The sequence below is a fragment of the Streptomyces sp. NPDC101152 genome, assembly GCF_044768275.1.
Taxonomy (GTDB): Bacteria; Actinomycetota; Actinomycetes; order Streptomycetales; family Streptomycetaceae; genus Streptomyces.
The window spans coordinates 21,839-34,914 of record NZ_JBIWPO010000018.1 but is presented as its reverse complement, the minus strand read 5'-3'; the positions used below and the strand labels follow the sequence as shown (position 1 = coordinate 34,914).

General features: G+C 70.4%; 10 protein-coding genes. 6 read left to right on the top strand and 4 right to left on the bottom strand.

The window, feature by feature from the left end:
• Positions 1-14: 14 nt before the first annotated feature.
• Complete coding sequence (locus ACIRVK_RS23385; RefSeq protein WP_404250002.1) at positions 15-1,286, bottom strand: hypothetical protein; 1,272 nt, start codon at positions 1,284-1,286, stop codon at positions 15-17.
• A gap of 259 nt (positions 1,287-1,545) precedes the next feature.
• Here ACIRVK_RS23385 and ACIRVK_RS23380 point away from each other — a divergent pair, with 259 nt between their 5' ends.
• From ACIRVK_RS23380 to ACIRVK_RS23355, 6 genes are all read left to right on the top strand, one after another.
• Positions 1,546-3,852 (top strand): SulP family inorganic anion transporter, encoded by a 2,307-nt coding sequence (locus tag ACIRVK_RS23380; protein ID WP_404250000.1) that lies wholly within the window; start codon positions 1,546-1,548, stop codon positions 3,850-3,852.
• A 216-nt stretch (positions 3,853-4,068) separates the two neighbouring features.
• Positions 4,069-6,024: an acetate--CoA ligase gene (gene acs, locus ACIRVK_RS23375; RefSeq protein ID WP_404249998.1), complete on the top strand. Its 1,956-nt coding sequence runs from the start codon at positions 4,069-4,071 to the stop codon at positions 6,022-6,024.
• 144 nt (positions 6,025-6,168) lie between these two features.
• A complete protein-coding gene (gene nhaA, locus ACIRVK_RS23370; protein ID WP_404249996.1) occupies positions 6,169-7,599 on the top strand; it encodes a Na+/H+ antiporter NhaA in 1,431 nt (476 codons plus the stop codon).
• 60 nt (positions 7,600-7,659) lie between these two features.
• A complete protein-coding gene (locus tag ACIRVK_RS23365; RefSeq protein ID WP_404249994.1) occupies positions 7,660-8,175 on the top strand; it encodes a phage holin family protein in 516 nt (171 codons plus the stop codon).
• Complete coding sequence (locus ACIRVK_RS23360) at positions 8,172-9,125, top strand: alpha/beta fold hydrolase (RefSeq protein WP_404249992.1); 954 nt, start codon at positions 8,172-8,174, stop codon at positions 9,123-9,125. Before ACIRVK_RS23365 ends, ACIRVK_RS23360 begins: the two co-directional genes overlap by 4 nt.
• Before the next feature lie 261 nt (positions 9,126-9,386).
• Positions 9,387-9,569: a hypothetical protein gene (locus tag ACIRVK_RS23355; protein WP_404249990.1), complete on the top strand. Its 183-nt coding sequence runs from the start codon at positions 9,387-9,389 to the stop codon at positions 9,567-9,569.
• 26 nt (positions 9,570-9,595) lie between these two features.
• Here ACIRVK_RS23355 and ACIRVK_RS23350 read toward each other — a convergent pair whose 3' ends face one another.
• The 3 genes from ACIRVK_RS23350 to nth form a co-directional block, all read right to left on the bottom strand.
• On the bottom strand, positions 9,596-10,795 hold the full coding sequence (locus tag ACIRVK_RS23350; RefSeq protein WP_404249988.1) for a MarP family serine protease: 1,200 nt from the start codon (positions 10,793-10,795) through the stop codon (positions 9,596-9,598).
• Positions 10,796-10,808: 13 nt separating this feature from the next.
• Positions 10,809-11,504, bottom strand: coding sequence for an NUDIX hydrolase (locus ACIRVK_RS23345; RefSeq protein WP_404249986.1), 696 nt, complete (start codon positions 11,502-11,504; stop codon positions 10,809-10,811).
• Positions 11,505-11,880: 376 nt separating this feature from the next.
• The gene (gene nth / locus ACIRVK_RS23340) at positions 11,881-12,861 is read right to left on the bottom strand and encodes an endonuclease III (RefSeq protein ID WP_404249984.1); all 981 of its coding nucleotides are present in this window, start codon (positions 12,859-12,861) and stop codon (positions 11,881-11,883) included.
• Positions 12,862-13,076: the final 215 nt, after the last annotated feature.

Here is a 13,076-nt window from a genome sequence, read left to right as displayed (position 1 = left end):
CCTCCTGCTGACGCCTACTGCTTGACGGCCGGCGCCCCGGGCACGCCCTTCGGGGCCGGGGCCGGGCTGCCCGACAGGAAGGACGCCCAGCCCTGCTTCGGCGCCTCGCCGACGTTGAGGGTGCGCAGCTTCGCCAGCACCTGCGGGTCCTGGGCGTCCAGCCAGTCGGCCAGTTGGTGGAAGGAGACGCAGCGCACCTCCGGCTTGTTGCAGACGTTCTCGATGACCTTGTCGAGGGCGCGCATGTAGGTGCCGCCGTTCCAGGACTCGAAGTGGTTGCCGATGATCAGCGGCGCGCGGTTGCCGTCGTAGGCGCGGTCGAAGCCCTTGAGCAGGCCGTCGCGCATCTGGTCGCCCCAGTAGTCGAACTTGTCGGGGTCGCCCTGGGTGCGGGTACCGGACTGGTTGACCATGAAGTTGTAGTCCATGGTCAGCTGCTCGTAGGAGTGCCCGGGGAAGGGCACGAGCTGCATCGACAGGTCCCAGAGGTTCTCCTTCTTCTTCGGCCAGACCTGCTCGTTCACGCCGCTGGTGTCGTAGCGGAAGCCGAGCTGGCTCGCGGCCTTCATGAAGTTCTGCTGGCCCTCCAGGCAGGGAGTGCGGGCGCCGATGAGCTCCTTGTCGTAGTCGAAGGGCAGCGGAGCGGCGTTCTTCATGCCGGAGTTGGTCTTCCAGGACTTGACGAACTGTTTCGCCTGGGCGATCTCGTCCTTCCACTCATCGACCGACCACTCGCCGACCCCGCCGTTCTTGCCGCAGAAGTGGCCGTTGAAGTGGGTGCCGATCTCATTGCCCTCCAGCCACGCAAGGCGCAGCTGCTTGACGGTGTCGGCGATGCCCTTCTCGTCGTTGAAGCCGATGTCGGAACGGCCCGGCGAGTGCTGCGGCGGCTTGTAGAGGTCGCGCTTCTCCTCCGGGAGCATGTACACGCCGCTGAGGAAGAACGTCATCGTCGCGTTGTTGGCCTTGGCGACCTTGCGGAAGTGCGAGAAGAGCTTCTGGCTGTCCTCACCGGCGCCGTCCCAGGAGAAGACGACGAACTGCGGGGGCTTCTGACCGGGCTTGAGCCGCTCGGGTCTGGGCAGGTGCGGCTGCGCCCCGGTGTACGCGGTGGAGCCGTCGCCGATCAGACGGAGCGCGCTGCCCGGCGCCTGGGCCGGCCTGTCCTTCTGCGGACCGGGGACACCTGCCTTGGAGCCGTTGGAGCCGATCGCGCAACCGGCGAGCGAGGCGGCACAGGTCGCGGCGATCACCGCTTTCGTGGCGATCCTCTGGGTGGCGGCCATCTTCCGCCCACCTTCTTCCTTCTCTCGGGCCGACGCCGTCGAGGGCGTTTTCTGGTGGTGTGCCGGGCGGGCCCGACAGCGCCGCCAAGGTCGCACGGAACCGAGAAGGAATTAGTACGACAAGCCGATGAAATATCCGCTTCACTCCTTCAGGTGACTCATCACCCTATTTGCCAGGAAAGTCTATGCCTGCTCTTTACTCTGAATTACGATTCATTTACCAAGCGTGACGCATCCCGCTGCCGGAGGAGACGGGACCATGCCAGCCTGCGCACCGACCCGAGCCACTGACCCGAACCAGCCCCGAGCCACCCACCAGGCCCACAGCCCACCGCCGGTCCCGCACCGCCGCTTCGGCGTCGAGGGCGCCGACGTGTCCGCCTCGATCGCGGTCTTCCTGATCGCCCTCCCCCTGTCCCTGGGCATCGCCCTCGCCACGGGCGCCCCGCTCCAGGCCGGTCTGGTCGCCGCAGCGGTCGGCGGCCTCGTCGCCGGACGGCTCGGCGGCTGCCCGCTCCAGGTCAGCGGCCCGGCGGCGGGCCTCACGGTGGTCACCGCGGACCTCATCCACCGTTACGGCTGGCGCACGACCTGCGCCATCACCGTCCTCGCCGGGCTCACCCAACTGGGCCTGGGCTGCCTGCGCGTGGCGCGCTCCGCGCTCGCGGTCAGCCCCGCCGTCGTGCACGGCATGCTGGCGGGCATCGGTGTCACCATCGCCGTCGCCCAGTTGCACATCGTCCTCGGCGGCACCCCGCAGAGCTCCGTCCTCGCCAACGTACGGGCGCTGCCGGCCCAGTTGGCGGGCCTGCACCCCGTCGCCGTGACCGTCAGCGCGCTGACCCTGGCCCTGCTGCTGCTCTGGCCGCGCATCCCCGGCCGGGCCGGACGCCTGCTGCGTGCCGTCCCCGCCGCGCTCGTCGCCGTCGCCGGCGCCACCGCGGCGGCCTCGCTCGCCGGCCTCACCCTGCCCCGGGTCGACCTGCCGTCCTGGAGCAGCCATGCCCTGGCCCGGCTTCCCGAGGGCCCGGCGCTCGGCCTGACGGCCGCCGTGCTCACCACCACCCTCGTGTGCAGCGTGCAGTCGCTGCTCGGCGCGATCGCCGTCGACAAGCTGGCGGCCGCCCGGCCCGGACTCACCGTCCGCGTCGGCCGCTGCGACCTCGATCGCGAACTGCTCGCACAGGGCGCCGCCAACATCGTCTCCGGCGCTCTCGGCGGCCTGCCCGTGGCGGGCGTGGCCGTGCGGAGTTCGGCGAACGTGAAAGCCGGCGCCGTGAGCCGGAACTCCACGATGCTGCACGGCGTTCTCGTAGTGATCGCCGCGCTGCTGATGGTCCCGCTCCTGGAGCTCATCCCGCTCGCCTCGCTCGCCGCCCTGGTGATGGCCGTCGGCATCCAGATGGTGTCCCTGCACCACATCCGCACGGTGACCCGCCACCGAGAAGTGCCGGTGTACGCCGTCACCACGCTCGGCGTGGTGCTCCTCGGCGTCCTGGAGGGCGTGACGCTGGGGATCGCCGTGGCCGTCGCCGTCGCTCTGCACCGCCTCGCCCGCACCCGGATCACGCACGACGAGAAGGAGGGAGTCCATCACGTCCATGTCCGGGGCCAGCTGACGTTCCTCGCAGTGCCGCGGCTCAGTCGCGTCCTGCATCAGGTACCCCAAGGCGCCCACGCCGTCGTGGAGTTGGACGGTTCGTTCATGGACCACGCGGCGTACGAGTCACTGCAGGACTGGCAGAACACGCACACCGCCCAGGGCGGCACCACCGAAGTGACCGGCCGCCGCGCCGGGGTGAGCGCCGCCGAGCCCACCGCTCCCGTCGGATGCCAGTGCCGCCCCTGGACACCCTGGCGCAACCACCAGTGCGAACGCCCCAGAACCGCACCACCCGCAGAACACCGACTGGTGCGCGGCATCAGCGCGTTCCAGCGCAACACCGCACCGCTCGTGCGGGACGAACTGGCCAGACTGGCCCGGGAAGGTCAGCGGCCCTCCCAGCTCTTCCTCACCTGCTCCGACTCCCGGCTCGTCACCTCGATGATCACCTCCAGTGGGCCGGGTGACCTGTTCGTGGTGCGCAATGTGGGCAACCTCGTTCCGCTCCCCGGCGAGGAGAGCGGCGACGACTCGGTGGCGGCGGCGATCGAGTACGCGGTGGACGTGCTGCGCGTGCGGTCCCTCACGGTGTGCGGGCACTCCGGGTGCGGGGCCATGCAGGCGCTGCTCCATTCCGGTCGCTCGGGCGCGCGGACGCCGCTCCAGCGGTGGCTGCGGCACGGGCTCCCCGGCCTGGACCGCATGGCCGACGGCAGCCGGCCCCGGGCGCGGATCGCCGGCCGGGCGTCCGCCGGCGCTGTCGAGCAACTGTGTCTGACCAACGTGGTCCAGCAGTTGGAGCATCTGCGCGCGCACGAGTCGGTGGCGCGGGCCCTGCGGGAGGGGGCACTGGAGCTGCACGGGATGTACTTCCACGTCGGTGAGGCACAGGCGTATCTGTTGACCGGAACGGGCGAGGAAGGGGTGTTCGACCATGTGGGGGTGAGCGATCTGTCCGCGTGAACAAGCCGGGCGGGTGTGAAGGGCGTTACACCGCTGAACCCCCTCCGGCCGGACTTCGTGGGTACGGATGACCGGACCGCAGCACCCCGGGCGCCCCGACCGAGCAACCCTGACGACAGGTCTAAACCAATTATCGGTCGGCCCTTGTCATCGGACCCCCGGGTCTGATGAGCTGTGGCCTGGGACACAACGGACACCCTGGGAAAGGCAGATGCCGTGAGCAACGAGAGCCTGGCCAACCTGCTCAAGGAAGAACGCAGGTTCGCACCCCCCGCCGACCTGGCCGCCCATGCCAACGTCACGGCGGAGGCGTACGAACAGGCCAAGGCTGACAGGCTCGGCTTCTGGGCCGAGCAGGCCCGCCGACTGAGCTGGGCCAAGGAGCCGAGCGAGACGCTGAACTGGTCCAACCCGCCGTTCGCCAAGTGGTTCGAGGACGGCGAGCTCAACGTCGCGTACAACTGCGTCGACCGGCACGTCGAGGCCGGGCACGGCGACCGGGTCGCCATCCACTTCGAGGGGGAACCCGGCGACAGCCGGGCGATCACCTACGCCGAGCTCAAGGACGAGGTCTCCAAGGCCGCCAACGCCCTGCTCGAACTCGGGGTGCGCAAGGGTGACCGGGTCGCCGTCTACATGCCGATGATCCCCGAGACGGCGATCGCGATGCTCGCCTGCGCCCGCATCGGCGCCGCGCACTCGGTCGTCTTCGGCGGTTTCTCCGCGGACGCCCTCGCCACCCGCATCCAGGACGCGGACGCGCGCGTGGTCATCACCTCCGACGGCGGTTACCGGCGCGGCAAGCCGTCGGCGCTCAAGCCGGCGGTCGACGACGCGGTCACGCGCGTGGACAACGTCAACCACGTGCTGGTGGTCCGCCGTACCGGCCAGGAGGTCGCCTGGACCGAGGGCCGGGACGTGTGGTGGCACGACCTCGTCGAGCGGCAGTCGACCGAGCACGCGCCCGAGGCGTTCGGGGCCGAGCACCCGCTGTTCATCCTGTACACGTCCGGTACGACGGGTAAGCCCAAGGGCATCCTGCACACCTCCGGCGGCTACCTCACCCAGACCGCCTACACCCACCACGCCGTCTTCGACCTCAAGCCGGAGACCGACGTGTACTGGTGCACGGCGGACGTCGGCTGGGTCACCGGCCACTCGTACATCGTCTACGGGCCACTCGCCAACGGCGCCACCCAGGTCATGTACGAGGGCACGCCGGACACCCCGCACCAGGGCCGGTTCTGGGAGATCGTGCAGAAGTACGGGGTGACGATCCTGTACACGGCGCCCACCGCGATCCGTACGTTCATGAAGTGGGGCGACGACATCCCCGCCAAGTTCGACCTGTCCTCGCTGCGGGTCCTGGGCTCGGTCGGTGAACCGATCAACCCCGAGGCGTGGATCTGGTACCGCAAGAACATCGGCGCGGACCGGACGCCGGTCGTGGACACCTGGTGGCAGACCGAGACCGGCGCGATCATGATCTCCCCGCTGCCCGGTGTCACCGCCGCCAAGCCCGGCTCCGCGCAGACCCCGCTGCCCGGCATCGCCGCGACCGTCGTCGACGACGAGGCGCACGAGGTCCAGAACGGCGGCGGCGGTTACCTGGTGCTGACCGAGCCGTGGCCCTCCATGCTGCGCACCATCTGGGGCGACGACCAGCGCTTCATCGACACCTACTGGTCGCGCTTCGAGGGCAGGTACTTCGCCGGGGACGGCGCCAAGAAGGACGACGACGGCGACATCTGGCTGCTGGGCCGGGTGGACGACGTGATGCTGGTGTCCGGGCACAACATCTCCACCACCGAAGTGGAGTCGGCGCTCGTCTCGCACCCTTCCGTCGCCGAGGCGGCCGTCGTCGGTGCCACGGACGAGACGACGGGGCAGGCCATCGTCGCCTTCGTGATCCTGCGCGGTACGGCCGCCGAGACCGAGGACCTGGTCGCCGAGCTGCGCAACCACGTCGGCACCACCCTCGGCCCGATCGCCAAGCCGAAGCGCATCCTGCCGGTCGCCGAACTGCCCAAGACGCGCTCGGGCAAGATCATGCGCCGACTGCTGCGGGACGTCGCCGAGAACCGCCAGCTCGGTGACGTGACCACGCTGACGGACTCGACGGTCATGGACCTCATCCAGGCGAAGCTCCCGGTGGCGCCGAGCGAGGACTGAATCACCGCACCGTGAAGGGGCACCCGACGTGCGGGAGCGCCGGGCGCCCCTTTTAGGTAAACTAAACAAAGCAACGTGCCCCTCAGGTGTGCCGGGAAGTCTGGTCGGCGAGCGATCCGCCCTGCCCACCACCGGAGGTCTCCCGTGGCCAACCCCCGCACCCCCCGCAAGGTCCTCGGGCGGCTGTCCCTGCCCGAGCGGACCATCGTCGCGGACGCGCTGCGCACCGAGACGGTCGGAGGTGTGCTGCTCCTCGCGGCCGCGATCACCGCGCTGGTCTGGGCGAACATACCCGCGCTCCACCACAGCTACGAGAGCGTCAGCCACTTCCACTTCGGCCCCCGGACCCTCGGTCTCGACCTCTCGGTCGCGCACTGGGCCGCCGACGGCCTCCTCGCCGTCTTCTTCTTCGTCGCCGGCATCGAGCTCAAGCGCGAACTCGTCGCCGGCGATCTCCGCGACCCCAGGGCAGCCGCACTGCCGGTCGTCGCGGCCCTGTGCGGTATGGCCGTACCGGCACTCGTCTACACCCTGACCAACCTCACCGGCCACGGATCGCTCGGCGGCTGGGCGGTGCCCACCGCCACCGACATCGCCTTCGCGCTGGCGGTCCTCGCCGTCATCGGGACGTCCCTGCCGAGCACCCTGCGCGCCTTCCTGCTGACCCTCGCCGTCGTCGACGACCTCTTCGCGATCCTGATCATCGCGATCTTCTTCACCAGCCACCTGAACTTCGCGGCCCTCGGCGGCGCGGCGGCGGGCCTGGTCGTCTTCTGGCTGCTGGTACGCAAGGGCGTACGCGGCTGGTACGTGTACGTGCCGCTCGCCGTCGTCATCTGGGGGCTGATGTACAACAGCGGCGTCCACGCCACCATCGCGGGCGTCGCCATGGGCCTGATGCTGCGTTGCCACCGCCGCGAGGGGGAGGAGCGCTCCCCGGGCGAGCGCGTCGAGCATCTGGTGCGGCCCCTGTCGGCAGGCCTCGCCGTCCCGCTGTTCGCACTGTTCAGCGCCGGTGTCACGGTGTCCGGGGGCACCCTCGGCCAGGTCGTCACCAGGCCGGAGACGCTGGGTGTGGTCCTCGGGCTGGTGGTCGGCAAGGCTGTCGGGATCTTCTGCGGCACCTGGCTGACGGCACGTTTCACCAGGGCATCGCTCAGTGAGGACCTGGCCTGGGCGGACGTGTTCGCGGTGGCGACGCTGGCCGGCATCGGGTTCACCGTGTCGCTGCTCATCGGCGAACTGGCCTTCGACGGGAACGCCGTCCTCACCGACGAGGTCAAGGCCGCCGTGCTCACCGGGTCACTGATCGCGGCCCTGCTGGCGACGGTGCTGCTGAAGATCCGTAACGCCAAGTACCGCAGGCTGTGGGAGGCGGAGGAGCGGGACGAGGACAAGGACGGCATACCGGACATCTACGAGCAGGATGACCCGGCGTACCACCTGCGGATGGCGGCGATCTACGAAGGCAAGGCCGCCGAGCACCGCCGGATCGCCGAGGAGAAGGCCGCCGAGCGGCGCGCGGTTGCCCAAGTGCCGGGCGGGGCAGGCGCTGAGCACGGCCGTCCGGCATGATCTGACGGGACGGTACAAATGGACCGTTCACAAGCAGTCAGGCAGAAGAGGGAGACCGCGATGAGCGCACCCGACGGCGGCCCGGTCGGCACCGAACGCAGCATCGGCCAGCTGTTCGCCTCGGCGACGACCGAGATGTCGGCGCTGGTGCACGACGAGATCGCGCTGGCCAAGGCGCAGCTCAAGCAGGACGTCAAGCGGGGCGCGACCAGTGGCGGCGCGTTCACGGTGGCGGCCGCGATCCTGCTCTTCTCCCTGCCGATGCTCAACTTCGCGCTGGCCTACGGCATCCAGGCCTGGACCGGCGGGCACAACGGCCAGGGCGGCTGGAGCCTCGGCTGGTGCTTCCTGCTGTCCTTCGCCGCGAACGTCCTGATCGCCGGCCTCCTCGCCCTGCTCGGCGTGGTCTTCGCGAAGAAGGCCAAGAAGGGCCAGGGCCCGCAGAAGGTCGCCGCGTCCGTGAAGGAGTCGGCGGGCGTCCTGCAGAAGGCCAAGCCGCACCCGCGGCCCGAGACCCCGGCGATCGAGGACCGGGCCCCCGCGGCCATCGAGGCTGTGGCACGCTCGTCCTCATGACGGATCCCGCCACACCTACGGCGCAACCCGCTTCGGTCGTACGACCGGACGTCCTCCCGGACGGGACCAGGCTGACCCACCGGGACGTGGCCGCCAACGGCGCGCGCTTCCACATCGCCGAGGCCGGTGACGGGCCGCTGGTGCTGCTGCTGCACGGTTTCCCGCAGTACTGGTGGACCTGGCGGCACCAGCTGGGCGCACTCGCCGACGCGGGCTACCGGGCCGTCGCCATGGACCTGCGCGGCGTCGGCGGCAGCGACCGCACCCCGCGCGGGTACGACCCCGCGAACCTCGCGCTCGACATCACCGGTGTGATCCGCTCCCTCGGCGAGCCGGACGCCGCGCTGGTCGGCCACGACCTGGGCGGATATCTGGCATGGACGGCTGCCGTGATGCGGCCCAAGCTGGTGCGGCGGCTCGCCGTCGCCTCGATGCCGCATCCGCGGCGCTGGCGTTCGGCGATGCTCTCGGACGTCAAGCAGACCCGCGCGGGGTCCTACATCTGGGGGTTCCAGCGGCCGTGGATCCCCGAACGGCAGCTGACGGCCGACGACGGCGCGCTCGTCGCCGAGCTGATCCGGGAGTGGTCCGGGCCGAACCCGCCGGACGACGAGGCGCTGGACACCTACCGCCGCGCGATGTGCATCCCGTCGACGGCGCACTGCGCGATCGAGCCGTACCGGTGGATGGTGCGCTCGATGGCCCGCCCGGACGGCATCCAGTTCAACCGCCGCATGAAGCGCCCGCTGCGGGTGCCGACCCTCCATCTGCACGGCTCCCTCGACCCGGTGATGCGCACCCGGAGCGCGGCCGGCTCGGGCGAGTACGTCGAAGCACCGTACCGCTGGCGCCTGTTCGACGGGCTGGGGCACTTCCCGCACGAAGAGGATCCGGTCGCTTTCACGACGGAGCTCGTGAACTGGCTGAAGGACCCGGAGCCCGACCGGTGATACGGACGTCGGCGCCGCCCGGCCGGGGGTCCGGGGGTTGTCCCCCGGGAAAGCACAGCCCGCACGAAGAGGATCCGGTCGCCTTCACGACGGAGCTCGTCAACTGGCTGAAAGATCCTGAACCCGATCGGTGACCGCGCCGATGCGCCCGGTATCCGGAGCTGAACATCTGTCCTACGAACAGCCACTTGCCCGGCGCATAGGCCAATTGGGGGCTCTGGGGACGGTTATCGACCTTGGGGCAGGGGCACACGTCGGGGTATGGGCTGGACGCACGACTACAGTGACGCAGCACGCAATCGCCGCTCGGCCAATGGCCTGAGCTCCCACCAACGTGGCGGTGCCCCGCAACTCGCGGGCACGGATCTCCGGGTGGGCATTCCGCGCATCCTGCGCCGCCGGGCCCGCTGGGTCTCGGTACGGCTGCGTCATCCTCGAGGCTGACGCCTCCTTTTACCGCCCGCGACGCCTCAAAGGGCACAGTTGTCGCTGCCCACCTGCTGGTACGCGGTACGTCCCTTGACGATGTCGTCACGGATCTCGTTCGCGGTGAGCGCGTACCCGGTGTTGGCGTCGTCGAGCGACTTCGCGAAGACCACGCCGTACACCTCCCCCCTGGGGGTGAGCAGCGGGCCGCCGGAGTTGCCCTGGCGGACGGTCGCGTACAGCGAGTAGACGTCACGGTGCACGGTGCCGCGGTGGTAGATGTCCGGGCCGTTGGCCGGAATACGGCCCCGCACGCGTGCGGGGCGGACGTCGTACGAGCCGTTCTCCGGGAAGCCGGCGATGATCGCGCCGTCGTCGCGCCGGGCGTCCGTGGCGGAGAACTTCAGCGCGGGCGCCCTGAGGTCCGGGACGTCCAGTACGGCGATGTCGCGGTGCCAGTCGTAGAGGACGACCTTGGCGTCGTACCGCCGGCCCTCGCCGCCTATCTGGACGGTGGGCTCGTCGACGCCGCCGACCACGTGCGCGTTGGTCATGACACGGCGGTCGCCGAAGACGAAGCCGGTGCCCTCGAGGACCTTGCCGCAGCTCTGGGCGGTGCCCACGACCTTGACGATGGACCGCTTGGCGCGGGCGGCGACAGAGCTGTTCGCCAGGGCCGGGTCGGGCGGCTGGACGTCGGTGATCGGTTCGTTGGCGAACGGGCTGAAGACCTGCGGGAAGCCGTTCTGCGCGAGGACCGAGGAGAAGTCCGCGAACCAGGTGTTCGCCTGGGCCGGCAGGGCGCGGGAGACGCCGAGGAGCACCTTGGAGCCGCGGACCTCCTTGCCGAGGGTCGGCAGCGTCGTACCGGCGAGGGCGGAACCGATCAGCCAGGCGACCAGGAGCATCGCGACCACGTTGACCAGGGCGCCGCCGGTGGCGTCCAGGGCGCGGGCCGGGGACCAGGTGATGTACCGGCGCAGTTTGTTGCCGAGGTGGGTGGTCAGGGCCTGGCCGACGGAGGCGCAGACGATGACGACGACGACCGCGACGACGGCGGCGGTCGTGCTCACCTCGGCGTTGCCGGTCATGGCGTCCCAGATGACCGGCAGCGTGTAGACGGCGACGAGGCCACCGCCCAGGAAGCCGATCACCGACAGGATGCCGACGACGAAGCCCTGGCGGTAACCGACGATCGCGAACCACACGGCGGCGACCAGCAGCAGGATGTCCAGCACGTTCACGGCAGACACCCTGTCATGACCGCCAGTCGAGCGGGACCTGCCTGCCCCGGTCCCAGGGGCGCTCCCAGCCGGAGTAGTGGAGCAGGCGGTCGATGATTCCGGCCGTGAATCCCCACACCAGGGCCGATTCGACCAGGAATGCCGGACCTCGGTGGCCACTGGGGTGGACGGTCGTCGCGCGGTTGTCAGGGTTCGTGAGATCCGCCACGGGGACGGTGAAGACCCGCGCCGTCTCGTTCGGGTCGACCACGCCGACCGGGCTCGGCTCGCGCCACCAGCCCATGACGGGGGTCACCACGAAGCCGCTGACCGGGATGTACAGCCGGGGCAGGACGCCGAAGAGCTGGACGCCGGAGGGGTCGAGCCCGGTCTCCTCCTCGGCCTCGCGGAGGGCGGCCCGCAGCGGCCCGTCGGCCTTCGGGTCGCCGTCCTCGGGGTCGAGGGCGCCACCGGGGAACGACGGCTGGCCCGCATGCGAGCGCAGCGAACTCGCCCGCTCCATGAGCAGCAGCTCGGGGCCGCGCTCCCCCTCGCCGAACAGAACCAGCACCGCCGACTGCCGGCCGGCCCCGTCCTTCGGCGGCAGGAAGCGGCTCAGCTGCAGCGGCTGGACCGTCTCCACGACTCGCACCACCGGGTCCAGCCAGTCCGGCAGGCCCTCCTTGCTGAGTGTCACCGGCCCGCCCTGTGTATCGCTCGTGCGCGTCATCGCCACCCCCGTCGTCCTGCCCGTTCCAACGCCCCGCAGCCCGCTGATCGTTCCTGCCGCCACCCCTGAGATCGCCCCCGAGACCGCCCCTGACAGGACCTCCGGGTCCGGCGGCGCGACGAGGGCTCCGGTCGGCAGCTCGGGTCGGTCGCCTGGGGCCCCGAGGGCGTTGCCGGATCCCTTCCGGGGGCGGTCGCCGGAGAGCCGGCTGGCATCGCGGGGCGGGCCCAGCGGCGAGGACCACACGACCCGCCCCAAAACGCCGGCCAAGCCCTGCCCGCCCCACCCGGCACAACCGCCCCGGCCGCCGTTGGGTCACACGAGTACCCCGACCCGGCCCCCGACGACGACTCGCCCAGGAACAGCAACCCGGCCGTCACCCGGCCCCCAGCGGCGGTGCCGCCTTGCCGCCGGCGTCCAGGTAGGACTGCGGGGGGTTCAGGCGTTGGCCCGGGAAGCCGCCCTTCTCGTACTTGAGGAGTTTCCTCGCCTTGTCGGGGTCCGTCTCGCCCTCGCCATAGGCCGGGCAGAGCGGGGCGATGGGGCAGGCGCCGCAGGCGGGCTTGCGGGCGTGGCAGATGCGGCGGCCGTGCCAGATGACGTGGTGCGAGAGGTCGGTCCAATCGCTCTTCGGGAAGAGCGCCCCCACGGCGGCCTCGATCTTGTCCGGGTCGCTCTCCGCCGTCCACTGCCAGCGCCTCACCAGCCGCTGGAAGTGGGTGTCGACGGTGATGCCGGGGCGCCCGAAGGCGTTGCCGAGCACGACGAACGCGGTCTTACGACCGACGCCCGGCAGCTTTACCAGGTCCTCCAGGCGGCCGGGCACCTCGCCGCCGAACTGCTCCACGAGCGCCTTGGAGAGCCCTATCACCGACTTGGTCTTCGCCCGGAAGAAGCCGGTCGGACGCAGGATCTCCTCGACCTCCTCCGGGTTGGCCGCGGCTAGGTCCTCGGGGGTGGGGTACTTGGCGAAGAGACCGGGCGTCGTCTGGTTGACGCGCAGGTCCGTGGTCTGGGCCGACAGGACCGTCGCGACGATCAGCTGGAAGGGGTTCTCGAAGTCCAGCTCCGGGTGGGCGTACGGATACACCTCGGCGAGTTCGCGGTTGATCCGTCGGGCACGGCGCACGAGAGCGGTGCGCGACTCGCCCTTCGGCGGCGCCGCGACGGTCTTCGCGGCCGGAACGTCCTTGACGGCGGCCGCGGCCTTCTTGGGGGCTGCGGTGGCTTTCTTCACCGGCGCCGACTTCTTCACGGCCTTCTTCGGCGCCACCTGTTTCACCACCGGCTCTTTCACCGCGGCCTTTTTCGTCGCTTTTGCCGGTTTCTTTCGGCCACCGGAGTTCTGTTCGCCCATAGCGGAATCACGACGTACAACCACCCGCCCAGCCCCCTTGGCCTGTGCTCTCACCGGCGATTTGGACACCCGGCCAGCCTAGAGCCCGCCACCGACATCTGCCCCGGACCCCGGAGATCGGCCACCAATTGGACCCCTGCCGCTTACCCCGGGACACCTGTGCGGCATCCTTGTGACAGATCACACTGTTTGGACCGTCCGGCAAGATGGGGAAC